The sequence below is a fragment of the Pseudomonas sp. S44 genome, from assembly GCF_016624805.1.
Classification (GTDB): domain Bacteria; phylum Pseudomonadota; class Gammaproteobacteria; order Pseudomonadales; family Pseudomonadaceae; genus Aquipseudomonas; species Aquipseudomonas machongensis.
The window spans coordinates 61,153-85,084 of sequence record NZ_JACVTY010000026.1 but is presented as its reverse complement, the minus strand read 5'-3'; the positions used below and the strand labels follow the sequence as shown (position 1 = coordinate 85,084).

At 63.7% G+C, this 23,932-nt stretch carries 25 protein-coding genes; 17 read left to right on the top strand and 8 right to left on the bottom strand.

Annotation, left to right across the window (positions count from 1 at the left end):
* Positions 1-83: 83 nt before the first annotated feature.
* Entirely contained in the window at positions 84-539 is a 456-nt protein-coding gene (locus tag IAE40_RS18990; protein WP_054892800.1) for a MaoC family dehydratase, read from the bottom strand.
* A gap of 148 nt (positions 540-687) precedes the next feature.
* On the opposite strand from IAE40_RS18990, the gene IAE40_RS18985 reads away from it, so the two are divergent.
* Genes IAE40_RS18985 through IAE40_RS18975 form a run of 3 tightly spaced genes read left to right on the top strand, consistent with a single transcriptional unit; the run spans position 688 to position 2,363 of the window.
* Positions 688-1,050 carry a CidA/LrgA family protein gene (locus IAE40_RS18985; RefSeq protein ID WP_197892045.1) on the top strand — a complete coding sequence of 121 codons (363 nt, stop codon included), beginning with the start codon at positions 688-690 and terminating at the stop codon, positions 1,048-1,050.
* Positions 1,047-1,763 carry an LrgB family protein gene (locus IAE40_RS18980; RefSeq protein ID WP_063542592.1) on the top strand — a complete coding sequence of 239 codons (717 nt, stop codon included), beginning with the start codon at positions 1,047-1,049 and terminating at the stop codon, positions 1,761-1,763. Before IAE40_RS18985 ends, IAE40_RS18980 begins: the two co-directional genes overlap by 4 nt.
* Positions 1,764-1,772: 9 nt before the next feature.
* Positions 1,773-2,363 carry an LON peptidase substrate-binding domain-containing protein gene (locus IAE40_RS18975; RefSeq protein WP_054892803.1) on the top strand — a complete coding sequence of 197 codons (591 nt, stop codon included), beginning with the start codon at positions 1,773-1,775 and terminating at the stop codon, positions 2,361-2,363.
* Between the two features lie 35 nt (positions 2,364-2,398).
* Here the strand turns inward: IAE40_RS18975 and IAE40_RS18970 are convergent, their stop codons facing one another.
* Together IAE40_RS18970 and IAE40_RS18965 are read right to left on the bottom strand one after the other, a co-directional pair.
* The gene (locus tag IAE40_RS18970) at positions 2,399-3,715 is read right to left on the bottom strand and encodes a bifunctional DedA family/phosphatase PAP2 family protein (RefSeq protein WP_054892804.1); all 1,317 of its coding nucleotides are present in this window, start codon (positions 3,713-3,715) and stop codon (positions 2,399-2,401) included.
* A 4-nt stretch (positions 3,716-3,719) separates the two neighbouring features.
* Positions 3,720-4,406: a DNA-3-methyladenine glycosylase gene (locus tag IAE40_RS18965; protein WP_197892047.1), complete on the bottom strand. Its 687-nt coding sequence runs from the start codon at positions 4,404-4,406 to the stop codon at positions 3,720-3,722.
* A 309-nt stretch (positions 4,407-4,715) separates the two neighbouring features.
* On the opposite strand from IAE40_RS18965, the gene IAE40_RS18960 reads away from it, so the two are divergent.
* The 13 genes from IAE40_RS18960 (at position 4,716) to IAE40_RS18900 (ending at position 17,125) form a co-directional block, all read left to right on the top strand.
* The gene (locus IAE40_RS18960; RefSeq protein WP_054892806.1) at positions 4,716-5,981 is read left to right on the top strand and encodes a glutamate-5-semialdehyde dehydrogenase; all 1,266 of its coding nucleotides are present in this window, start codon (positions 4,716-4,718) and stop codon (positions 5,979-5,981) included.
* Position 5,982: 1 nt separating this feature from the next.
* Positions 5,983-6,642 (top strand): nicotinate-nucleotide adenylyltransferase, encoded by a 660-nt coding sequence (gene nadD / locus IAE40_RS18955; RefSeq protein ID WP_197892049.1) that lies wholly within the window; start codon positions 5,983-5,985, stop codon positions 6,640-6,642.
* 45 nt (positions 6,643-6,687) lie between these two features.
* Positions 6,688-7,110 carry a ribosome silencing factor gene (gene rsfS / locus IAE40_RS18950; protein WP_054892808.1) on the top strand — a complete coding sequence of 141 codons (423 nt, stop codon included), beginning with the start codon at positions 6,688-6,690 and terminating at the stop codon, positions 7,108-7,110.
* Positions 7,111-7,119: 9 nt separating this feature from the next.
* On the top strand, positions 7,120-7,587 hold the full coding sequence (gene rlmH / locus IAE40_RS18945; RefSeq protein WP_054892809.1) for a 23S rRNA (pseudouridine(1915)-N(3))-methyltransferase RlmH: 468 nt from the start codon (positions 7,120-7,122) through the stop codon (positions 7,585-7,587).
* Between the two features lie 17 nt (positions 7,588-7,604).
* Positions 7,605-9,500 carry a penicillin-binding protein 2 gene (mrdA, locus tag IAE40_RS18940; RefSeq protein ID WP_200603692.1) on the top strand — a complete coding sequence of 632 codons (1,896 nt, stop codon included), beginning with the start codon at positions 7,605-7,607 and terminating at the stop codon, positions 9,498-9,500.
* A 38-nt stretch (positions 9,501-9,538) separates the two neighbouring features.
* Positions 9,539-10,642, top strand: coding sequence for a rod shape-determining protein RodA (gene rodA, locus IAE40_RS18935; RefSeq protein WP_054892858.1), 1,104 nt, complete (start codon positions 9,539-9,541; stop codon positions 10,640-10,642).
* A 17-nt stretch (positions 10,643-10,659) separates the two neighbouring features.
* Positions 10,660-11,670 (top strand): lytic murein transglycosylase B, encoded by a 1,011-nt coding sequence (gene mltB, locus IAE40_RS18930; RefSeq protein WP_200603691.1) that lies wholly within the window; start codon positions 10,660-10,662, stop codon positions 11,668-11,670.
* Positions 11,670-12,671, top strand: coding sequence for a septal ring lytic transglycosylase RlpA family protein (locus tag IAE40_RS18925; RefSeq protein WP_065861514.1), 1,002 nt, complete (start codon positions 11,670-11,672; stop codon positions 12,669-12,671). Before mltB ends, IAE40_RS18925 begins: the two co-directional genes overlap by 1 nt.
* A 201-nt stretch (positions 12,672-12,872) precedes the next feature.
* The gene (locus IAE40_RS18920; protein ID WP_054892812.1) at positions 12,873-14,033 is read left to right on the top strand and encodes a D-alanyl-D-alanine carboxypeptidase family protein; all 1,161 of its coding nucleotides are present in this window, start codon (positions 12,873-12,875) and stop codon (positions 14,031-14,033) included.
* Positions 14,034-14,108: 75 nt separating this feature from the next.
* Positions 14,109-14,384: a DUF493 domain-containing protein gene (locus tag IAE40_RS18915; RefSeq protein ID WP_054892813.1), complete on the top strand. Its 276-nt coding sequence runs from the start codon at positions 14,109-14,111 to the stop codon at positions 14,382-14,384.
* The gene (gene lipB, locus IAE40_RS18910; protein ID WP_200603690.1) at positions 14,384-15,031 is read left to right on the top strand and encodes a lipoyl(octanoyl) transferase LipB; all 648 of its coding nucleotides are present in this window, start codon (positions 14,384-14,386) and stop codon (positions 15,029-15,031) included. Before IAE40_RS18915 ends, lipB begins: the two co-directional genes overlap by 1 nt.
* A gap of 2 nt (positions 15,032-15,033) precedes the next feature.
* Entirely contained in the window at positions 15,034-16,050 is a 1,017-nt protein-coding gene (gene lipA, locus IAE40_RS18905) for a lipoyl synthase (RefSeq protein WP_063542599.1), read from the top strand.
* A gap of 136 nt (positions 16,051-16,186) precedes the next feature.
* Positions 16,187-17,125 carry a S66 peptidase family protein gene (locus tag IAE40_RS18900; protein ID WP_200603689.1) on the top strand — a complete coding sequence of 313 codons (939 nt, stop codon included), beginning with the start codon at positions 16,187-16,189 and terminating at the stop codon, positions 17,123-17,125.
* A 35-nt stretch (positions 17,126-17,160) separates the two neighbouring features.
* Here IAE40_RS18900 and IAE40_RS18895 read toward each other — a convergent pair whose 3' ends face one another.
* From IAE40_RS18895 to leuS, 5 genes are all read right to left on the bottom strand, one after another.
* Complete coding sequence (locus tag IAE40_RS18895; RefSeq protein WP_153774456.1) at positions 17,161-18,474, bottom strand: lytic murein transglycosylase; 1,314 nt, start codon at positions 18,472-18,474, stop codon at positions 17,161-17,163.
* Between the two features lie 54 nt (positions 18,475-18,528).
* Complete coding sequence (gene arfA, locus IAE40_RS18890; RefSeq protein WP_039580593.1) at positions 18,529-18,693, bottom strand: alternative ribosome rescue factor ArfA; 165 nt, start codon at positions 18,691-18,693, stop codon at positions 18,529-18,531.
* Between the two features lie 217 nt (positions 18,694-18,910).
* Positions 18,911-19,948: a DNA polymerase III subunit delta gene (gene holA, locus IAE40_RS18885; RefSeq protein ID WP_112897242.1), complete on the bottom strand. Its 1,038-nt coding sequence runs from the start codon at positions 19,946-19,948 to the stop codon at positions 18,911-18,913.
* Positions 19,949-19,984: 36 nt separating this feature from the next.
* The gene (locus IAE40_RS18880; RefSeq protein ID WP_197892057.1) at positions 19,985-20,590 is read right to left on the bottom strand and encodes an LPS-assembly lipoprotein LptE; all 606 of its coding nucleotides are present in this window, start codon (positions 20,588-20,590) and stop codon (positions 19,985-19,987) included.
* Positions 20,591-20,650: 60 nt separating this feature from the next.
* Positions 20,651-23,257: a leucine--tRNA ligase gene (gene leuS, locus IAE40_RS18875; RefSeq protein WP_197892059.1), complete on the bottom strand. Its 2,607-nt coding sequence runs from the start codon at positions 23,255-23,257 to the stop codon at positions 20,651-20,653.
* Positions 23,258-23,495: 238 nt separating this feature from the next.
* Between leuS and IAE40_RS18870 the strand changes: the two genes are divergently transcribed.
* Positions 23,496-23,810: a hypothetical protein gene (locus tag IAE40_RS18870; RefSeq protein ID WP_054892821.1), complete on the top strand. Its 315-nt coding sequence runs from the start codon at positions 23,496-23,498 to the stop codon at positions 23,808-23,810.
* Positions 23,811-23,932: the final 122 nt, after the last annotated feature.

Below are 23,932 nucleotides of genomic sequence, written 5' to 3'. Positions count from 1 at the left end.
AGCACAAAGGTGCGCCGAGTATGCCGCAGAATCAGGGCGTGAGACAGCTGTGGCCGGGGCCGCCGAACGGCCCCGGCGCTGCCTCAGACGAAGCAGAGCGACAGTGGCTCGGCGATGTAGGCCGGTTTTTCCTGGCCTTCGATCTCGAGGGTGACGGTGGCCTTGAGCAGCCACTGGCCGGGCTTCTTCTCGGTCGCGTCGGTGAGGTCCACCTTCAGGCGCACGCGGCTGTCGACTTTCACCGGCTGGATGAAGCGCACGCTGTCCAGCCCGTAGTTGACCACCATCTTCAAGCCCTCGGGCAGCACGAGGATGTCTTCCATCAGCTTGGGAATCAGCGACAGGCTGAGGAAGCCGTGGGCGATGGTGGAGCCGAAGGGGGTCTTGGCGGCTTTCTCCGGATCGACATGAATGAACTGGAAATCGCCGGTGGCCTCGGCGAACAGGTTGATGCGCTGCTGATCGATCTTCAGCCATTCGGAACGTCCCAGTTCCTTTCCAACGTACTGCGAAAGCTCTGCAACAGGTACATAGGGCATCGCGACTCTCCAGGTTGTCTTTTGGTACGAAGGTGCAAGATCACCACGGTGCACCGTTGCGGTCAAGTTCTTCCCTTTTCGGCGAATATCGCCTTATACAGGCAGGACGCGTGCTTATAATGGCGCCCGATGCCCCAAGGAGATGCTTATGCTGTTGCGTGGATTGACCTGGCTGGTGGTGTTCCAGTTGCTGGGCACGGCGATCAATCACCTGGTACTGCCCATGTTGCCGGGCCCGATCATCGGCCTGCTGTTGCTGCTGGCCTGCCTGATGATCCGCGGCGAAGTTGGCAAACCGCTCAACGAGGCCGCCAGCAGCCTGCTGCGTTACCTGCCGTTGCTGCTGGTGCCGCCAGCCGTCGGCGTGATGGTCTATGCCCGCGACATCGCCGCCGACTTCTGGGCCATTGCCGGTGCGCTGGTGATCTCCTGCCTGGTCACCCTGGTGTTCGTCGGCGTACTGATGCAGAAGCTGATCCATCGCCACGGCAAGCACGAGGAACAGTCATGAGCCTCGACTGGCAGGGTGCATTGCAAGCCGTCATTCACCACCCATTGTTCGGGATTGGTATCACGCTTGGGGTTTACCAACTGGTGCTCGCCGGCTACGAGCGCACCCGTTGGATCTTCCTGCAACCGGTGTTGGTGTCGATGCTGGTTCTGATCGGTGTGCTGCTGGCGTGTGGCATCGACTACAGCGAATACAAGCGCAGCACCGAAATCCTCAATATTCTCCTCGGGCCGGCCACCGTGGCCCTGGCGGTCCCGCTCTATCTCAACCTGAGGCGTATCCGCCAACTGTTCTGGCCGATCTTTACTACGCTGGTAATCGGGGGAGTGTTCGCCACCCTGGCCTGCGTGACGCTGGGCTGGTGGTTCGGCGCCGAACACATGATCCTGATGACCATGGCGCCCAAGTCGGTGACCTCGCCCATCGCCATGCTGGTGGCCGAGCAGATCGGTGGCGTAGCGGCACTGGCGGCGGTATTCGTGCTGATCACCGGGGTGATCGGCGCCATCTTCGGCCCGGCGCTGCTGACGCGCTGTGGTGTGCTCAGCCCCGAGGCGCGGGGTATGGCCCTGGGCGTCACCGCGCACGCGGTGGGCACCTCGGCGGCCTTGCAGGAAAGTGATGAATGCGGCGCTTTCGCCGCGCTGGCGATGAGCCTGATGGGCGTGGCCACGGCGGTGTTCCTGCCGCTGGCAGTCAGTCTGGTGGCTTGAGGAGTCGAGATGACGTTACCGCTGTTCCCCCTCAATACCGTGCTGTTTCCCGGCTGCTTGCTCGACTTGCAGATCTTCGAGGCGCGTTACCTGGACATGATCGGCCGCTGCATGAAGCAGGGCGAAGGTTTCGGGGTGGTGTGCATTCTCGAGGGCGATCAGGTGGGGAAGGCTCCGGCAGGCATCGCTGAGTTCGGCTGCGAGGCGCTGATCCGCGACTTCGTGCAGCAGGACAACGGCCTGCTGGGCATCCGTGTCGAAGGTGTGCGGCGTTTCAGGGTGGAACAGACCGATGTGCTCAAGGACCAGTTGATGGTCGGCGAGGTGCAGTGGCTGGTCGATCAGGCGGACAGCCCGCTGGGCGAGCAGGACGATGACCTGCTGGCGCTGCTGGTGGCCCTGGGCGAGCACCCGATGGTCGAGGCGCTGGACATGCCGCGCGAGGTGGACGGGCGCCAGTCGCTGGCCAACCAACTGGCGTACCTGCTGCCGTTCATGGAAGAGGACAAGATCGACCTGCTGGCGATCGACTCGCCAGTTCAGCGGCTGGAGGCGATCCAGACGCTGCTGGAACGGATCCAGGGCGAGTTGTTTGCCTGAGGTCGCGGGGGCAACTCCAACTCCCGCGCATCGCTTCAATACTGATAACGCAGCAACGCCTTGGGCAGCGAATGCATGGCGAAGAACGCCAGCAGCGCGATACACGCCGGCAAGATCAGCCACCACACTTTTTGCGGCAGTGCTCTCAGTGGCTCGCGATACTGCACCAGCGTCAGGCTGGCTGCACACACGCAGCACGCCAGCAGGGCGCCGGCCAGGATGTCGGTCGGCCAGTGTGCGCCCAGGTACACCCGTGACAGGGCGATCGACAGCGCTGGCAGCACTCCCAATAGCACCCAGGTCAGGCGCATGCGCGGCGGCTGGCCACGACCGGCCAACACCGCCAGTACCAGGAAGAACGCAAAGGATGCCGAGCTGTGCCCGCTGGGCATGCTGTAGCTGGTCAGCGGATCGACCAGCACTTCCGGGCGTGCCCGAGCGAACAGCCATTTCAGCGAGCCGTTGCACAGCGCGGTACCGATCAATGCGCCGCCGGCGAACAGCGCATGGCGCCATTGCCGTGCCAGTAGCAGGAGGCCGGTCAGCAGGCCACCGAGGAAGAACTGGGTCTTGAAGTCGCCCAGGCGGGTGACGATGACCACGGCACCGTCGATGGCCTTGCTGCGATGCTCCTGCACAAGGGTCATCACGCCCTGGTCGAATTCGTGCAGGTAGGGCCAGCCGAGGAATACGCCCGCCAGGGCCACCAGGCTCAAGCCTGCGATCAGGCGGGTGCCGTGGCGCTGGTCGCGAATGCTGGCGTTGAAACTCAGGCCTACCAGCACGGCCAGACCACCGGCGATGATCCCTGCGTCCAGCCAGAACCCTTCAGGCAGGGGCAGACGCATCGCTGCGCCCGTGGCCCAGCCGGGCAGCAGGTAGGCCACCGACCAGCCGGCACCGGCCACCAGGCTCACGGCGATGAAGCGCGGCAATGGCATGTCGAACATGCCGGCGACCATCGGCAGCATCGGCCGCAGCGGGCCGATGAAGCGGCCCACCAGCAGGCTGGCGATACCGTAGCGCTGGAAGTAGGTTTCGGCGCTGCCGATCCATTCGGGGTGGTGGCGCAGCAGCGGCAGGCGTCGGATGTTCTGATGGAAATACTTGCCGATGGCGTACGACATGGCGTCACCGAGCATGCCGCCGAGAAAACCCAGCAGCAGCGTCTCGCCCAGGCTGAAGGTGCCGCTGCCGGCCAGCACCGCCACAGCGAACAGCAGCACCGTACCGGGCACGATGATGCCAGCGATGGCCAGGCACTCGATGCAGGCGATCAGGAAAATGGCCAGGCCAAGCCACTGCGGGTTGGCGCTGAGCCAGCTGGTCAGGCTGTCGAGCCATTGGCTCATGGTGTCAGTTTCCTTGTTCCAGAATGAAGAAATCCCGTCCTTCGACCTGGCCCCGACGCAGCGGGTTCCGGGTGCAGAAACGGGCGAATTCGGCGTCCACGAAGCGGTACGGCAGGTGCTCGTCGCGGCCGTGGGGGATGCCCAGGCGGGTGGTCTGGATCACGCGCGGCACGCTGACTGCGCAATCTTCGACATAGAGCCGCTGCGGGTCGAAACGGCGGGCGTCCCAGTCCGGCACCTTCAGGCCCAGGGCGCGGCACAGCAGGGTCTGGCCGGCGCACAGGCGCTCTGCCGGGCGCAGGTTACCGCTGGCATCCGGGTTGTTCAGCTGCATCTGCGCCAGGCTGTTGTCATCGGAGAGGGCGTCGACCCAGGGATAGGCCGACTTGATCAGCACGGCGTTGCCCGGCCCGTGGGCGCTGAAGTTCAATGAGTCGCCGCCGCGGGCGTAATACATGTAGATGTGCCCGCCGTCGAGGAACAGCGCCTTGCGCTTTTCCGTATAGCCGAGCGAGGCGTGGCTGCCTTTGTCGGTAAGGTAGTAGGCCTCGGTCTCGATGATGCGAGCGGCCAGCCACAGGTCGCCGTGGCGGTGGCGGATGACCTTGCCCAGTAGCGCGCGGGCGAGGGTCTGGGCGTCGCGGTCGAAGAAGCTGTCGGGCAGGGCAAGGGCCGGGCAGGGGGCGGGCATATTCGCGGTTCGTGGTGGTGAGGGCAGGGATGATAGCAATGAACGGCTTAATCGAGGCTGAACCATGTTGTAACCGGGTGGATCTTCCCCGGGGGGGCGCCCGCTTCTGCCCAGGCCACGCCACTCCTGGCAGGAGCGGGCTTGCCCGCGAAAGAGTCGACGCCATAAACGGCCAGTTCCGATACTGGTAGTTACATCTTTCCTACATATTTCCGCTGCCATCTTCTACCATCCGCCACCCGCCGCTGGGCGTACCCGAGCGCGGCAGTTATAATCAGCCGATTTCCCCTTCGCCAAGACACCGAACCCATGACCGAGTCCGTTCTTGACTACATGACCCGCCTGGGTCGCGCCGCCCGTGAGGCCTCGCGGGTGATCGGCCGCGCCAGCACTGCGCAGAAGAATCGCGCCCTGCAGGCCGCCGCCGACGCGCTCGACGCAGGCCGCGCCGAGCTGACCGCAGCCAACGAACAGGACCTCGCCGCAGGCCGTGCCAATGGCCTTGAGCCAGCGCTGCTGGACCGTCTGGCGCTCACACCGGCGCGTATCGACGGTATGATCACCGGCCTGCGCCAGGTCGCTGCGCTGCCGGATCCGGTCGGTGCGATCCGCGACATGAGCTACCGTCCGTCGGGCATTCAGGTCGGCAAGATGCGCGTCCCCCTCGGTGTGATCGGCATCATCTACGAGTCGCGTCCGAACGTCACCATCGACGCCGCCAGCCTGTGCCTGAAGTCCGGCAACGCCACCATCCTGCGTGGCGGCTCGGAGGCCATCCACTCCAATCGCGCCATCGCTGCCTGCATCCAGCGCGGCCTGGCCGAGGCCGACCTGCCGCCAGCCGTGGTGCAGGTGGTCGAAACCACCGACCGCGAAGCCGTCGGTGCGCTGATCAGCATGCCCGAGTTCGTCGATGTCATCGTTCCGCGTGGTGGCCGTGGCCTGATCGAACGCATCAGCCGCGATGCTCGCGTGCCGGTGATCAAGCACCTGGACGGCATCTGTCACATTTATGTCGATGCGCACGCCGACCTGGAGAAGGCCGCGCGCATTGCCTTCAACGCCAAGACCTACCGCTACGGCATCTGTGGCGCCATGGAGACGCTGCTGGTCGATGCCAGCGTGGCCCAGGCGTTCTTGCCAGACATGGCCCGCCGCTTCGAAGAGAAGGGCGTCGAGCTGCGTGGCTGCGAGCGTACCCAGGCGATCATCGCCGCCAAGCCGGCCACCGAGGACGACTGGCACACCGAGTACCTGGATGCGATCTTGTCGATCCGCATCGTCGATGGCCTGGATCCGGCCATCGAGCACATCAATCACTATGGCTCGCACCACACCGACTCGATCGCCACCGAGCACCAGGGTAATGCCCGGCGCTTCATGGCCGAGGTCGATTCGGCGTCGGTCATGCTCAACACCCCGACCTGCTTTGCCGATGGCTTCGAGTATGGTCTGGGCGCGGAGATCGGCATTTCCACCGACAAGCTGCACGCCCGCGGTCCGGTCGGCCTGGAAGGGCTGACCTGCGAAAAATACGTGGTGATCGGCGACGGTCAGTTGCGCGGGTCCTGCTGAGTTGAGCAAGACCCCGGCAGTCCGGCGTATCGGCATTCTCGGCGGCACCTTCGACCCGGTGCACATCGGCCACCTGCGCAGCGCGCTGGAAGTGGCCGAGTTCATGGGGTTGGACGAGTTGCGCCTGCTGCCCAACGCCCGGCCGCCGCACCGCGACACACCGCAGGTGGCCGCCACCGACCGGCTGGCCATGGTGCGCAGTGCGGTACAAGGGGTCGAGGGCTTGAGCGTGGATGCCCGGGAGCTGGCGCGCGACAAACCGTCGTACACCATCGACACCCTGGAGTCGATCCGCAGCGAACTGAACACGCACGACCAGCTCTACCTGGTGCTGGGCTGGGATGCCTTCTGTGGTCTCCCGGGCTGGCACCGCTGGGAAGAGCTGCTGCAACACTGTCACATCCTGGTGCTGCAACGCCCGGATGCCGATGTCGAACCCCCCGACGAGCTGCGCAACCTTCTGGCTGCGCGCTCGCAGAGCGATCCCACCGCCATGTCCGGCCCGGCGGGGAACATTTCGTTCGTCTGGCAGACGCCGCTTGCGGTGTCCGCCACACAGATCCGGCAGCTGCTGGCCAGCGGCAAGTCGGTTCGGTTCCTGGTGCCGGACGCAGTACTGGCCTACATCGAGGCGCACGGTCTGTACCGTGTGTCCAACTGAGGGCGCTGCAGGGCGCCTCATTACAACGAGTTGAACGAGTTTTATATGACCAAGCAGAAAATCAATGGCGAAGAACTGGTCGAACTGACCAAGGCCGCGCTGGAAGACGTCAAGGCCCAGGATATCCAGGTCATCGACGTGCGCGACAAGCACAGCCTCACCGACTACATGATCATTGCCACCGGTACCTCCAACCGCCAGATCAACGCGATGCTGGAAAAGGTCCGTGAGGCCGTCAAGGCCAAGGGCGCGCAGCCGCTGGGCGAGGAAGGCAAGGGCGACAGCGACTGGGTGCTGCTGGACCTGAACGACGTCATCGTGCACATGATGACCGCCGCCGCCCGTCAGTTCTACGACCTGGAGCGCCTGTGGCTGGGCGCCGAGCAGAGCCGTGCTGCTGATGCCAAGCACCACAGCCCGGAAAACGCCAGCGACTACTTCACCGACAAACTCAAGGATCGGGAATAAGGAAGCGTCGTGCGTCTGCGTCTGATCGCGGTCGGCTCGCGCATGCCGAAGTGGGTCGAGGAAGGCTGGCACGAATACGCCAAGCGCCTCCCCGCCGAGCTGTCGTTGGAGCTGGTTGAAATTCCGCTGAATACCCGTGGCAAGAACGCCGACGTTGCCCGCCTGATCCGTCAGGAGGGCGAGGCGATGCTGGCCAAGGTCCAGCCCGGTGAACGGATCGTCACGCTCGAAGTCCATGGCAAGCCGTGGAGCACCGAGCAGCTGGCGACCGAGCTGGATCGCTGGCGCCTGGATGCGCGTACGGTCAACCTGATGGTGGGCGGCCCGGAAGGGCTGGCGCCGGAAGTCTGCGCCCGCGCCGAACAGCGCTGGTCGCTGTCGCCGCTGACCCTGCCGCACCCGTTGGTGCGGATACTCATCGGTGAACAGATCTATCGCGCCTGGACCGTGTTGTCCGGGCACCCTTACCACAAATGACTTCGTAAGCCTGTCCGATGCCGCAGCAGATCCGCCTCAAGGACCACGAGAAAGACGCACGCCTGGTGCGCAACCGCGTCGTGGTCGGCGCGGTGGCGATCATGCTGCTCGTGTCCGTGCTGATCGCGCGCCTGTATTACCTGCAGATCATCCAGTACGACTACCACTCGACGCTGTCGGAGAACAATCGGGTGCATGTGCAGCCGATTCCGCCGACCCGTGGGCTGATCTTCGACCGCAACGGGGTGATCGTTGCCGATAACCGGCCAAGCTTCAGCCTGACCATGACCCGCGAACGGGCAGGCAAGTGGCAGGAGGTGCTGGATACCATCATCGAGGTGCTCGAACTGAGCGAAGATGATCGTGCCCTGTTCGAGCGCCGCATGAAGCAGGGGCGTCGGCCGTTCGAGCCGGTGCCGATCCTGTTCGAACTGAGCGAGGAGCAGATCGCCCGCGTCGCGGTGAACCAGTTCCGTCTCCCCGGCGTTGAGGTGGCGGCGCAACTGGTGCGGCATTATCCACAAGGGGCGCATTTCGCCCATTCGGTGGGCTATGTCGGGCGGATCAACGAGAAGGAGCTCAAGTCCCTCGATCCGGTGAACTACAGCGGCACCCATCATATCGGCAAGACCGGTATCGAGCGCTTCTACGAGGACGACCTGCACGGCCAGGTTGGCTATGAGGAGGTCGAGACCAACGCTCGCGGCCGTGTATTGCGGGTGCTCAAGCGCACCGACCCGATTCCTGGCAAGGATATTGTCCTGAGCCTGGACATCAAGCTGCAGGAGGCCGCCGAAGAGGCGTTGGCCGGGCGCCGTGGTGCGATCGTCGCCCTCGATCCGCGCACCGGCGAGGTCTTGGCGATGGTCAGCCAGCCGAGCTTCGACCCCAACCTGTTCGTCACCGGCATCAGCTTCAAGGCCTATGCCGAGCTGCGCGATTCGATCGACCGCCCGCTATTCAACCGCGTGCTGCGCGGCCTGTACCCGCCGGGCTCGACCATCAAGCCGGCAGTGGCCATCGCCGGCCTGGACAGCGGCGTGGTCAATGCCAGCAGCCGGGTGTTCGATCCGGGCTATTACCAACTGCCCAACTATGACCACAAGTACCGCAACTGGAACCGTACCGGCGATGGCTGGGTGGATCTGGATGTGGCGATCATGCGCTCGAACGACACCTACTTCTACGATCTTGCACACAAGATGGGGATTGATCGGTTGTCGGCCTACATGAACAAGTTCGGTATCGGCCAAAAAGTCTCGCTGGACATGTTCGAGGAGTCGCCCGGGTTGATGCCATCACGTGAGTGGAAGCGCGCCACCCGCCGCCAGGCCTGGTTCCCTGGCGAAACGCTGATTCTGGGCATTGGCCAGGGCTACATGCAGGCAACGCCCCTGCAACTGGCCCAGGCCACCGCGCTGATCGCCAACAAGGGCAAGTGGAACCGTCCGCACCTGGCCAAGACCATCGAGGGCAAGCAGCCGGTGGATGAGAATCCGATGGAAGACATCGTGCTGCGCGACAAGAACGACTGGGCCCGGGTCACCCATGGCATGGAGCAGGTGATGCACGGCGCGCGCGGTACAGCGCGCAAGGCCGCGCTCGGGTCGCAATACCGCATCGCCGGCAAGAGCGGTACCGCGCAGGTGGTGGCGATCAAGCAGGGCGAGAAGTACGACCGCAACAAACTCCAGGAGCGTCACCGCGACCACGCGCTGTTCGTCGCCTTCGCACCCGCCGAAGATCCGAAGATCGTGGTCTCGGTAATGGTCGAGAACGGCGAGTCCGGCTCCGGCGTCGCCGCCCCCGTGGTGCGCCAGGTCATGGACGCCTGGTTGCTCGACGAAAACGGCCGGCTCAAGCCCGAATTTGGCACTGCCACTGCCACTGTCGCCCAGGAAACGGCCCCGTGAAGAACAATTTCGATCGCATGCTTTCCAGCGAGGACGTGATGCGCAGGCGCGCCAGCTTCCTGCAGCGCATCCATGTCGACGGTCCACTGCTGCTCATTCTGCTGACGCTCGCCGCCGGCAGCCTGTTCGTCCTCTATTCGGCCAGCGGCAAGAACTGGGACCTGCTGATGAAGCAGGCCAGTTCCTTCGGCATCGGCCTGGTTTCGATGTTCATCATCGCCCAGCTCGAGCCGCGCTTCATGGCGCGCTGGGTGCCGTTGGCCTACGTGGCGGGGGTGCTGTTGCTGGTGGTGGTGGACGTGATGGGCCACAACGCCATGGGCGCCACGCGCTGGATCAACATTCCCGGGGTGATTCGCTTCCAGCCCTCGGAGTTCATGAAGATCATCATGCCGGCGACCATCGCCTGGTACCTGTCCAAGCGCACCCTGCCGCCCCATCTGAAACACGTGGCAATCAGCCTGGTGTTGATCGGTGTGCCGTTCATCCTTATCGTCCGACAACCTGACCTTGGCACGGCTTTGCTGATCCTTGCCTCCGGCGCGTTCGTGCTGTTCATGGGCGGCTTGCGCTGGCGCTGGATCATCAGCGTGGTGACGGCGGCCGTACCGGTGGCTGTGGCGATGTGGTTCTTCGTGATGCATGACTATCAGAAGCAACGGGTCCTGACCTTCCTCGACCCCGAGAGCGATCCGCTGGGCACTGGCTGGAACATCATCCAGTCCAAGGCCGCGATCGGTTCGGGCGGCGTGTTCGGCAAGGGCTGGCTGCTGGGCACCCAGTCGCACCTGGACTTTCTGCCCGAAAGCCACACCGACTTCATCATTGCCGTACTGGGTGAGGAATTCGGCCTGGTAGGCATCTGTCTGCTGCTGATCATCTACCTGTTGCTGATCGGTCGCGGCCTGGTCATCACCGCGCAGGCTCAGACCCTGTTCGGCAAGTTGCTGGCCGGCAGCCTGACGATGACCTTCTTTGTTTATGTATTCGTCAACATCGGTATGGTGAGTGGCCTGCTGCCCGTGGTGGGTGTGCCGTTGCCCTTTATCAGCTATGGCGGAACTTCGTTGGTGACGCTGCTGTCAGCGTTTGGCGTTTTGATGTCGATCCACACGCACCGCAAATGGATCGCACAGGTTTGAAAAAGGTGAAGAATTTCATGCAAGCAGTGCGTGGCTGGGCTGCCCGTTGTATGCCGTGGATCGGCGCGATGGGGCTGCTCGGCGCTGTCCAGCAGGCCAATGCCGGCGACTATGACGGCTCGCCCAAGGTGGCCGAATTCGTTGGCGAAATGACCCGCGACTACGGCTTTGCCGGCGAGCAACTGATGGGTGTATTCCGCGAGGTGCAGCGCAAGCAGGCGATCCTCGACGCGATCTCGCGTCCGGCCGAGCGGGTCAAGCCCTGGAAGGACTACCGCCCGATGTTCATCACCGATGCGCGCATCGCCCGCGGTGTCGACTTCTGGCGCCAGCACGAAGCCGTGCTGGCCCGCGCCGAGCAGGAATACGGCGTCCCTGCCCAGTACATCGTCGCGATCATTGGCGTGGAAACCTTCTTTGGCCGCAATACCGGCAACTACCGGGTCATCGATGCCTTGTCGACGCTGGGCTTCGACTACCCGCCGCGCGCCGAATTCTTCCGCAAGGAGCTGCGAGAGTTCCTCCTGCTGGCGCGCGAGGAGCAACTCGACCCACTCACGCTCAAGGGGTCCTATGCTGGCGCCATGGGCCTGCCGCAGTTCATGCCGAGCAGTTTTCGCAATTACGCCGTGGATTTCGACGGCGACGGCCACATCAATATCTGGAACAACCCGGATGATGCCATCGGTAGTGTGGCCAGCTATTTCAAGCGCCACGGCTGGGTCGCCGGGCAGCCCGTGGTCAGCCGGGCCCAGGTCAGTGGCGCGCGTGTCGACGAGGGCCTGACCGCTGGCATCGAGCCTGTGAAGACGGTCGGGGAGTTGCGAGCGCTGGGCTGGTCGAGTCATGATGCGCTGCGCGATGATCTGCCGGTCACGGCGTTCCGGCTCGAAGGCGACAACGGCCCCGAATACTGGATGGGCCTGAAGAACTTCTACGCGATCACGCGTTACAACCGCAGCGTGATGTATGCCATGGCGGTGCATCAGCTCTCGCAACAGCTGGTCCAGGCACGGGGCGTCAAGTAATGCGCGAATTGTTCAAAGCCAATACCTTCAAGTTGCTGACTTGCGCCGCCATCGGCGTATTGCTGGTCAGCTGTTCTTCCAGCCGTCCGACCTCCCAGGGGGGCGGCAACACCGTTCGCTCGCAGCCGGGCCTGGACATCAACCGTGCCCACAAGGACGGTGCACCCTGGTGGGACGTGGACGTCAACAAGATTCCCGACGCTACCCCGACCGTGCACACCGGCAACTACAAGGCCAACCCGTACACCGTGCTGGGCAAAACCTATTACCCGATGCAGGACTCGCGCAACTACCGCGCCGAGGGCACGGCGTCGTGGTACGGCACCAAGTTCCACGGGCAGAACACCGCCAACGGTGAGCTTTACGACCTCTACGGCATGAGCGCGGCGCACAAGACCCTGCCGCTGCCGGCCTATGTGCGGGTGACCAACCTGGCCAACGGCCGCAGCGTGATCCTGCGGGTCAACGACCGCGGGCCATTCTATTCGGATCGCATCATCGACTTGTCGTACGCCGCGGCGAAGAAGCTCGGTTACGCCGAAATCGGCACCGCCCATGTGCGCGTCGAAGGCATCGACCCGCAGCAGTGGTGGGCGCAGAAGGGCCAGCAGCCGCCATTGATGCTCAAGGAGCCGCAGGTCGCCCAGGCGCAGCCGATCCCCGCCAGCACCGGGCGTGTCGAACAATGGACCCCGCCGCCGCAGCAGCACGCTGCTCCCGTGGTGCCGGTGCAGGTGGCCGGCAACAACGTACCGGGCAACAGCGGCGGCAGCTTCCTTCAGGTCGGCGCCTTCGCCAACCCGGACGCCGCCGAGCTGTTGCGTTCGAAGTTGAGCACCATGGTCAGTGCGCCGGTGTTCATCAGTTCCATCGTGCGCAACCAGCAAACGCTGCACCGGGTACGTTTGGGGCCGATCAGCAGCCAGGGTGAAATCCAGCAGGCGCAGGACAGCATTCGCCTGGCGAACCTGGGGCAGGCCAAGCTGGTCACAGCAGACTGAAAGCGCAGTACCTTCCGGCGCGGGTTTGCCCGTGAGCAAGACGATGCCGACCTGTCGGTTTGTTCATGAATTGCCAGGTCCGGCCATGTACAATGGCGGTTTTGCCCCTTGGGGCATGGGCTGTCCGCCAGCCCCGAAGCAGACTGAAACGCCGTGGTCTCCCCACGGAACATCAGACCATTAGCGATTTACGAGAGACGGATGAACATCACCAACCTTGCCAAACGACTTTGCCTGCCCGTACTGCTGCTGATCGTGCCCGCTGCCTTTGCAGCCGAGCAGATGATGCCAGCACCTCCGCAGTTGGCAGCCAAGTCCTATGTACTCATGGATGCGTCCAGCGGCAACGTGCTGGTCGAGAACAACGGTGACGAGCGCCTGCCGCCAGCCAGCCTGACCAAGCTGATGACCGCCTACATCGCCACCCTCGACATCCGTCGTGGCCAGATCGGCGAGAACGACCCGGTGACTGTCAGCGAGAACGCCTGGCGTACCGGCGGTTCGCGCATGTTCATCAAGGTCGGCAGCCAGGTGACCGTCAGCGATCTGCTGCACGGCATCATCATCCAGTCGGGCAACGATGCCTCGGTAGCCCTTTCCGAGCACATCGCCGGCAGTGAAGACGCCTTCGCCGACATGATGAACAAGACTGCCGCCGACCTGGGCATGTCCAATTCGCACTTCATGAACCCGACCGGCCTGCCGAACCCTGAGCACTATTCCTCGGCCCACGACATGGCCCTGCTGGCGCGTGCGATCATCAACGAAGATCCCGCGCACTACGCGATCTACTCGCAGAAAGAGTTCTACTGGAACAACATCAAGCAGCCTAACCGCAACCTGCTGCTGTGGCGCGACAAGACCGTCGACGGTCTGAAGACCGGCCACACCGAGGAAGCCGGCTACTGCATGGTGGCCTCGGCCGTTCGCGATGGCCAGCGTCTGATCGCGGTGGTGTTCGGCACCAACAGCGAGCAGGCCCGTGCCGCCGAAACGCAGAAGCTGCTGACCTACGGTTTCCGCTTCTTCGAAACCCAGACCTTCTACCAGAAGGGTACCGAGCTGACTCAGGCGCCGGTCTGGAAGGGCGCCACCGCTCAAGTCAAGGCGGGTCTGGCCAACGACCTGACCATGACCATGCCTAAAGGCCAATTGAAACGCCTCCAGGCTTCGATGACCATGAACCCGCAGCTGACCGCTCCGATCGCCAAAGGTGACGTGATCGGTAAAGTGGAAGTCAAACTGGACGAGAAAGTGGTGCACAGCGCCGACCTGATCGCCCTGGATGGCGTCGAGGAAGGTGGTTTCTTCCGCCGTATGTGGGATAGCATCCGCCTGTTCTTCTACGGTTTGTTCAACTGATACGTGACCGGCCATGCCCCCGCGCAACCGCTCGGGGGCATTGTTGTTGCCACGCCTTACGAGGGCGTACGCGCCATGAGCGAAGCTGACGTCAAGTCGCACAAAATCGAGTTCCCCTGCGCCGATTACCCGATCAAGGTCATCGGCGATACCGTTGTCGGCTTCAAGGACATGGTCATCGAGGTCCTGAGCAAGCACGCCAAGGTCGACCTGTCCACCCTGGCCGAGCGCCAGAGCAAGGAAGGCAAGTACACCACGGTACAGCTGCACATCGTCGCCGAGAGCGAGAACCAGCTGCACGACATCAACAGTGCCCTGCGTGCCACCGGCATCGTGAAAATGGTACTGTGATGCCCGCGTCCCTCGGTTTTCGCGATCTTGGCCTGCAGCCCTATGAACCGGTGCTGGAAGCCATGCGTCGCTTTACCGAGCAGCGCGGCCCGGACAGCCAGGACGAAGTCTGGCTGGTCGAGCATCCCGCGGTCTTCACCCAGGGCCAGGCCGGCAAGGCCGAGCATCTGCTGATACCGGGCGATATCCCGGTGGTGCAGACCGACCGCGGCGGTCAGGTCACCTACCACGGCCCCGGCCAGTTGGTCGCCTACCTGCTGCTGGACGTGCGTCGCCTGGGTTTTGGCGTGCGCGAGCTGGTCAGCCGTATCGAGCGTACGCTCATCGAACTGCTCGCCAGCTACGGCGTGCAGGCGCTGGCCAAGCCCGACGCCCCTGGCGTCTATGTCGATGGCGCGAAGATCGCGTCACTTGGCCTTCGAATCCGCAACGGCCGTTCGTTCCACGGCCTTGCCCTGAACGTGGACATGGACCTTGCGCCATTCCGCCGAATCAACCCCTGCGGGTATGCGGGGCTGGCCATGATCCAGCTGCGCGACCTGGCAGGCCCGATCGAACTTGACGAGGTCAGGACAAGGCTGCGTGGACAGCTGGTCAGGCACCTCGACTATGCTGAGCAGACGACCCTCACGGGCGGAATCGACTGATTATGACAACTGTGCAAGAAGCCGTGCCGAACCTGATCGCGACGCAAGACGTCACCCCACGCCCTGCCCCCAAGAAAGTGGAAGCCGGGGTCAAGCTGCGTGGCGCCGATAAGGTCGCGCGCATCCCGGTGAAAATCATCCCCACCGACGAACTGCCGAAGAAACCCGACTGGATCCGCGTGCGCATCCCGGTTTCGCCGGAAGTCGACCGCATCAAGCAACTGCTGCGCAAGCACAAGCTGCATAGCGTCTGCGAAGAGGCATCCTGCCCTAACCTGGGCGAGTGCTTCTCCGGTGGCACCGCGACTTTCATGATCATGGGCGATATCTGCACCCGTCGCTGCCCGTTCTGCGACGTTGGCCATGGTCGTCCGAAGCCGCTGGACCTCGATGAGCCGAAGAACCTGGCGGTCGCCATTGCCGATTTGCGCCTGAAGTACGTGGTGATCACCTCGGTAGACCGCGACGACCTGCGTGATGGTGGTGCCCAGCACTTTGCCGATTGCATCCGCGAAATCCGCGCCCTGTCCCCAGGCGTGCAGTTGGAAACCCTGGTACCGGACTACCGCGGGCGTATGGACGTAGCGCTGGAAATCACCGCGCAAACGCCGCCTGATGTGTTCAACCACAACCTCGAGACCGTGCCGCGTCTGTACAAGGCCGCGCGTCCTGGGTCGGACTACGACTGGTCGCTGGACTTGCTGCAGAAGTTCAAGCAACTGGTGCCGCACGTCCCCACCAAGTCGGGCCTGATGCTCGGCCTGGGCGAGACCGACGAGGAGGTCATCGAGGTGATGCACCGCATGCGCGAGCATGACATCGACATGCTGACCCTCGGCCAGTACCTGCAGCCGTCGCGCAGCCACTTGCCGGTGCAGCGTTTCGTGCACCCCGACACCTTCGCCTGGTTCGCCGAGGAAGGCTACAAGATGGGCTTCAAGAACGTGGCCTCCGGCCCGCTGGTGCGCTCGTCCTACCACGCCGACCAGCAGGCTCACGAAGCCAAGATCAAGCTCTGATCGGGGCTGAGCTGAACATGCCGATGCACGCCGGAAGGCGGCATCGGCATTTTTGTTTTCCGGGGCAGCGCTGCCTATGTGCGTTCTTCATTACCCCCGTTAGAGTGGCCAGCCCTCATATGCAAGGAATCGCACGATGAACTGTCTTGAAACCCCGGTCTTCAGCCTGCCCAGGGCATTGCCCGGCAACGCCTGCTTCGCAATTGTCGCGCCAGCGGGGCCTGCACGGCTGGATGTGGGCAAGGCGCGTCAATGGTTCGAGCAGCGTGGCTTGCGTTGTCGCATCTACCCCGGCGCGCTACAGGCCGACGGCTACCTGGCAGGCAGTGACGAGCAACGCGTGCGTGACCTGCACGACGCCTTCGCTGACCCTCGGATCGACGCGATCCTGTGCATGCGAGGTGGCTATGGCAGCATGCGGCTGCTTGATCGGCTGGATTTCGAGCTGATTCGTCGCCACCCCAAACCCTTGATCGGCTACAGCGACATCACCGCCCTGCACACGGCAATCCAGCGCCATGCCGGGTTGCTCACCTTCCATGGCGGGATGCTCAATGCCGACCTGCTCGGTGCCAAGCTCGAGCCGACCGTCAGTTCGTTGTTCCAGCAATTGCAGGGGCAGCTCGGGCGAGGCGATGTCATCGAGCATCCGGCGGCGTTTGGCCTGACGACCGTGGTCCGTGGTGTCGCCAGCGGGCGGTTGGTGGGTGGCAACCTGTCGATGCTTGGGGCGACTCAAGGCACCTTGGCGCAGATCGATACCCATGGCAGCATCCTGTTCATCGAGGACGTCAACGAGCCCCTGTACCGGGTGGACCGCCTGCTGACCCAGTTGCGTCTGGCTGGCACACTGGAGGGGGTCAAGGGTGTGCTGGTGGGAGATTTTGCGGGGATCACGGTGACGGCGTTGGCGCCATTGCTCAGAGACGTATTCGGGCCGCTTGAGGTGCCGGTACTGGCAGGATGGCGCAGTGGACACTGTGATCCGAATGTCTGCCTGCCGCTGGGGGCGCAGGTGCGGCTGGACAGTGATGCACAGAAGCTTGTGCTGGAGCAGGCGTTGTTCACAGCCTGAAGCTATAGGGGCTGCACAAGCAGCCCCACTATTCTCTAGGGCCGCAGGCTATCGAGCAGCTTGTGCGTCGGATACCCATCAGCCGGCCAGCCTTGGGCCTGCTGAGCATTGCGAATGGCTTTGCGGGTGTTGGCACCGATGATGCCATCGGCGTTACCGGCTTCGTGCCCGCTGGCATTGAGCAGGTTCTGCAGCTCCATGCGCTCGCTGCGGCTCAGTGGCAGGTCGTCCTTCGGCCACGAACCGGCAATGAAACCCCAGCCCGAGAAGCGATCACCCAGCAGGCTTACCGCCAGCGCGTAGGACGAGGAATTGTTGTACTTCAGGATTGCGCGGAAGTTGTCCAGTACCAGGAATGCCGGTCCGCGTGCGCCTGCTGGAAGCAATAGCGCTGCCGAGAGCTGGTTGCTGCCGCTGGGCAGTTGGGTACCGGTCGGCAGTGTCACACCCAGGCTCAACCATTCGCTGACCGACTTGCGTTGGGCGCCGTCTGCCAGCCAGTAATCGAAGTCTGCCGGCACCTGAACCTCGAAACCCCAAGGCTGGCCACGCTTCCAGCCCGAGCTTTGCAGGTAGTGCGCGGTGGAGGCCAGGGCGTCTGCCGTGCTGTTCCAGATGTCGCGGCGGCCATCGCCGTCGAAGTCCACCGCGTGGGTGTTGTAGGTGGTAGGGATGAACTGGGTCTGTCCCATTGCACCGGCCCAGGAGCCGCGCATGGCCTCGGGCTGGATATCGCCGTTCTGCAGAATCTGCAGGGCTGCGATCAATTGGTCCTGAGCGAAGGTCGGGCGGCGGCCCTCATAGGCCAGGGTGGCCAGCGAGCGAATCACCGACTTGTTGCCCTGGAACTGTCCGAAATTGCTCTCCATGCCCCATACGGCAACCAGTACCTGGCGGTCGACGCCATAACGTTGCTCGATACGGCCGAGTAGCTCGGCGTGCTGTTCCAGCAGTTTCTTGCCGTTGCGCACGCGCAGGGGCGACAACGCACCGTCGAGATATTCCCAGACCGGGCGGGAGAATTCAGGCTGGCTGCGATCGGCCTTGATCACGTCCATGTCGGGCGTCACGCCAACGAATGCACGGTCGAAGGTGCTTGGGCTGATACCAGCTTGCAGCGCTTGTTGGCGGAAGCCCGCCTGCCATTGGGCGAAGGTCTGCAACGGTTGGATTTCGCTGCTGGCGTCAGTAGCGGTGCCGGGCAGGGTAACGTTCGGAGCGGGCTGGGCAGGGGCCAGCGGCAGGGCGTCGGCAGCGGTGGGTTTTTCCGCGCAGGCGACGAGCAGGATGAAGCTGGAGGCCGCGATCAGCTGGCGGGTGCGCCAGCGCTGGGAAAGACTGAAGGACATGCACAGATCCAGTTTTGCAGTTCAGGTGCCGACCATATCATGCCTGCGCCTTTTTCAGGCGGCCAGAAAGCAAGAAGCCTCCCAATCTCTCGATTGGAAGGCTTCGCGGCGGTAGCTGCCCTTGCCCTTTTCCGGTCGTTCCTGGCGGCAGCGGAACAGGGGTTGGGCGATGATCGACTTGGCCTTGTTGGGGCCGTGCTTTTTCGGCTTCTTGCTCATGGCGGGTTCCCAGGTTGGATGAACTTGGGGGCCGACTTTATGGCCTAGGCGAACGGGGAGCCAATTGATTGTGTGTATTGACGTTGAGTGACGACCTGTGACACCCCTGTGGGAGCGGGCTCGCCCGCGAACACCGGCGCAGCCGGTGCCACTCACCGCGTTGCCTGGTTCGTGGGCAAGTCGGGGCGCCGAACCGCCGCCCCCACAGTAGTCCCAATTATTCCGAAGGCAGTGCCAGACGCTGCCCGGCCATCAACAGCGACAGCCGCGACAGCCCGGTCCACGGCGAACCCTCGGCCTGGCCTTTGATCTGTGCGTCGATGCGTTGGGCATCCTGCAGCAGTTGCGCCCAACGTTGCGCTGACAGGCGCTGCAGTGCTTTGCTGACCAGAGGACGGCGTTTGTCCCACACTGGCGGGCGCGCCTGGCTGAAGGCCTTGTCCAGCGGTACACCCTGGCTGAACTGCTGGGCCAGCCCCGCCAGCAGGCGCAGCTCGCGGGCCAGCGCCCACAGAATGACCGGCGGCTCGACCCCCTCGCCACGCAGCCCTTCGAGCATGCGCAGGGCATGTCCGGCCTCGCCGTTGAGGATGGCATCGACCAGGCCGAAGACATCGAAGCGGGCGCTGTCGGCGACGGCGGCCTGGACGGTCTCGACGGTGATCTGGTTGCCCTCGGCGAGCAGCTTGAGTTTCTCGATCTCCTGGGCGGCCGCCAGCAGGTTGCCCTCGACCCGTGCGGCGATCAGGTCGACGGCATCGCGCTGTGCCGACAGCCCGGCCTGGGACAGGCGCTGGTTGATCCATTGCGGCAATTGCTGGGCGTCCACCGGCCAGATCTGGATGAACTGGCAGTGTTCGCCTTCGATGATGGCCTTGCCCCACTTGGTCTTCTGCGCGCTACCGTCGAGCTTGGGCAGGCTGACCAGCAGCAGCGTGTCTTCGGCAGGGTTGGCGCAATACTCCATGAGCGCGGCAGCGCCCTTGTCGCCGGGTTTGCCCGACGGCAGGCGTAACTCCAGCAGACGACGTTGGGCGAACAACGACAGGCTGGCACCGGCCAGCAGCAGGCTGCCCCAGTCGAAATTGGCATCGGCGCTGAACACCTGGCGTTCATCGAAGCCCTGCTGGCGCGCGGCGGCGCGAATGGCGTCGGCGGCTTCCTGGCACAGCAGCGGATCGTCGCCACTGACCACATAGACCGGGGCCAGTGTGCCTTGCAGGTGCTTGTTGAGTTGGGCGGGAGAAAGCTTCATGGGATGGGCGGGGCACCAGCGGTGCCCCGTTCAGGCTCAATGGGCCGGGACTTCCAGCGGCGATTGCTGGGGCGTGTTGTCCTGGATGCGCTGGGCCTCTTTCAGGGCTTCGGCTTCGGCGCGGGCACGCTCGTCAGCCTTACGCTGAAGGTGCGCCAGGTGCTCCGGGGTAAGCTGCTGCAGGCGGACCATCATGCCCTGGACCAGGTCGCGACGCATTTCCTGGCGAACCTGAGTGGCTTCCTGGGTGGAGCCGGTGATGTTGTTGCCGTCGTAGACATAGATCTTGCGTACTTCCAGCTTGTCTGCGAGCAGTACTGCATCGTTCTGACCCTGAACCTCGTAGTTCAGCACGGTGGTCAGCTCGTATTCAGCAGAGCGGCTACCGCCGGAGTAGGTCGCCGCGCGCTGGCTGTCCTGCTCGTTGGTCAGTACCAGTTTGTAGGGCGCGCCGGCCTGGACCTTGACGCCACTGTTCTGCAGGGTCTGGCGCAGTTGGGTGACGGTCTCGCCGAAGGCGTTACGTGCACCGAGGTCCAGCTCCTTGAGGGCAATTTCGTTGGTGCCGGTACCGCGCAGCTGGAAACCGCAGGCACTGAGCACGGCGGCCAGGCCTATTACCAGCAGATTGCGTTTGATCATGTTGTTGCTCCCTTGTGGGCCTGTTCCGCCCGCTCCGTGTCTAAAGGGCGGGCGTTGCCATCAGTTGGCGACGATGTTGACCAGCTTGCCCGGTACCACGATGACCTTGCGGATGGTCAGGCCATCGAGGAAGCGCAGGACATTGTCGTTGTTACGGGCGGCGGCTTCGATTTCCTCGCGGCTGGCGGCAGCGGGCATTTCGACCTGGCCACGCAGCTTGCCGTTGACCTGGACCACCAGGGTGATGGTGTCCTGTACCAGCGCGCTTTCGTCGACGACCGGCCAGCCAGCATCGATCACCGCCTGGGTGTGGCCCAGTTCCTTCCACAGTGCGTGAGAGAGGTGCGGGGTGATCGGTGCAAGCAGCAGGGTGACGGCCTCCAGGCCTTCCTGCAGCAGGGCGCGATCCTGTTCGCTGGCTTGCGGGGCCTTTTCCAGGATGTTCATCAGGGTCATCACCTGGGCGATGGCGGTGTTGAACTTGTGGAACTGACCCACGTCGGTGCTGGCTTGCTTGATTGCTGCGTGGATGCCGCGGCGGATGACCTTCTGTGCGTCGTCCAGGGCAGCGATGTCCAGCTTGCCTGGCAGGCCCTGGGCAACATGGCCGTGAGCCAGGCGCCAGACACGGCGCAGGAAGCGGCTCGCGCCTTCGACACCGGAGTCGGACCACTCCAGGCTCATGTCGGGCGGCGAGGCGAACATCATGAACAGACGGCAGGTGTCGGCGCCGTATGCGTCGATCATGGCCTGCGGGTCGACGCCGTTGTTCTTCGACTTCGACATCTTCTCGGTGCCGCCGATTTCCACCGGCAGGCCGTCGGTCTTCAGGCGTGCGCCGATGATCTTCGCCTTGGCATCGCGCTCGACCTCGACGTCGGCCGGGTTGAACCAGTCACGGCCGCCGTTGCTGGCGACGCGGTAGTAGGTTTCGGCGACGACCATGCCTTGGGTCAGCAGGTTCTTGAACGGCTCGTTCGAGGTGACCAGGCCTTCGTCGCGCATCAGCTTGTGGAAGAAGCGTGCGTAAAGCAGGTGCAGGATGGCGTGTTCGATACCGCCGATGTACTGGTCGACCGGCAGCCAGTGGTTGGCCGCTTTCGGGTCGACCAGGCCACCCTCGTAGTTGGGCGAGGCGTAGCGGGCGAAGTACCAGGACGATTCGACGAAGGTGTCCATGGTGTCGGTTTCGCGCTTGGCCGCGGTGCCGCATTTCGGGCAGGTGCACTCATAGAACTCGGGCATGCGCGCCAGTGGCGAGCCAGCGCCGTCCGGCACCACGTTCTCTGGCAGCACGACCGGGAGCTGGTCTTCCGGCACCGGCACGTCGCCGCAGGACGGGCAGTGGATGATCGGGATCGGGCAGCCCCAGTAGCGCTGGCGGCTGATACCCCAGTCGCGCAGGCGGAACTGGGTGCGCGACTTGCCGAGGTCCTTGCGGATCAGCGCGGCTTCGATGGCGTCGAAGGCGCCGGCGAAGTCCAGGCCGTCGAACTCGCCGGAGTTGATCAGTTGGCCGTGCTCGCCATAGGCGGCCAGCCATTCGCTGCCGACTTCGTCGCCAGCGCTGGTGCGCACCACGGCCTTGACCGGCAGGTTGTACTTTTGAGCGAACTCGAAGTCGCGCTCGTCATGGGCCGGAACAGCCATCACCGCGCCATCGCCGTAGTGCATCAGCACGTAGTTGGCGATCCAGACCGGCAGCTTCTCGCCGGTGAGCGGGTGCTCGACCAGCAGCGAGGTGGGCATGCCTTTCTTCTCTTGCGTGGCCATGTCGGCCTCGGCCACGCTGCCGCTCTTGCATTCGTCGATGAATGCTTGCAGCGCCGGGTTGCCCTGGGCGGCCTGGGTGGCCAGCGGGTGCTCGGCGGCGACGGCGACGTAGGTGGCGCCCATCAGAGTGTCGGGGCGCGTGGTGAAGACCTTCAGCGCGCCCTCGTGACCGATGCTCGCCTGGTCGTAGGGGAACTGCACTTCCATGCCACGCGACTTGCCGATCCAGTTGCGCTGCATGGTCTTGACCTGCTCGGGCCAGCCCGGCAGCTCGTCGAGGCTTTCAAGCAGCTCGTCGGCGTAGTCGGTGATGCGGAAGTAGTACATCGGGATCTCGCGCTTCTCGATCAGCGCGCCCGAACGCCAGCCGCGGCCGTCGATGACCTGCTCGTTGGCCAGCACGGTCTGGTCGGCCGGGTCCCAGTTCACGGTCCCGTTCTTGCGATAGATCACGCCTTTTTCGAACAGGCGGGTGAACAGCCACTGCTCCCAGCGGTAGTAGTCCGGCTTGCAGGTGGTGACTTCACGCGACCAGTCGAAGGCCAGACCCAGGCTCTTGAGCTGGGTCTTCATGTATTCGATGTTTTCGTAGGTCCACTTGGCCGGGGCGACGTTGTTCTTCATCGCCGCGTTTTCCGCCGGCATGCCGAAGGCATCCCAGCCCATCGGCTGCAGGACATTCTTGCCCAGCATGCGCTGGTAGCGGGCAATGACGTCGCCGATGGTGTAGTTGCGCACGTGGCCCATGTGTAGCTTGCCGCTCGGGTACGGGAACATCGATAGGCAATAGTAAGTATCCTTGCCTTGCTGTTCGGTGACAGCGAACGATTGTTGCTCGTCCCAGAAGTTCTGGGCGGCGGCTTCTAAATCACGGGGCTGGTATTGTTCGTGCATGGCTACTTTTGCTGAGAGTGAAGAGACCTTGTTTCCAGGCAGCGCAACCTCGCTGCGTCCGGCACTCCGGTGTCGATGAGAGTGAACGGCCTAGCATACATGAGCGTCGCGCGTCGTGGGAAACCCAGAATGCGATTGACGCCGCGCGGGCCGTTTGTCGCAGCGGGCTGCTGCTTTTTTCAGTGCCGCTAAGCTCATCTATGGGGGGAGATATTCTTACCTTCAATGAGGTGAACGGATGGGAGAGTCGCAGCTAACCGCAATCAAACCGGAGCTATACGAACGCCTGATCGACCGACTGGGCCTGGCACTCGAAGTGGCCAGAACCTCGGTGCGACTGCGCGACGAAATGCCAGCAGAATTGGAGCTGCGCGGCCTGAGCCCCGCGGAGTTCCAGGTGATCAAGGCTTATCTGGACACGCTTCCGGAGAGCCGTTTCGCCAGTGCCGGCGCCTACCCTCAGCCGGAGTCGGGCAAGGGCAAGATCGTCTGGCTCAAGGACCGGCAGCGCCCCGCTGCAATGGACAGATCCAGAACGCAACCTTCCCGATAGCCGTTCAGGACACCAGGCCCGCGTCGTTTCGTGACGCTTCTTCGATACACCACTCTGATCGACGCCGGTCGCGCACTTGTTGCCCGGCGTCGATCCTCTTAGGCTGCACCTCTTCTATTGAG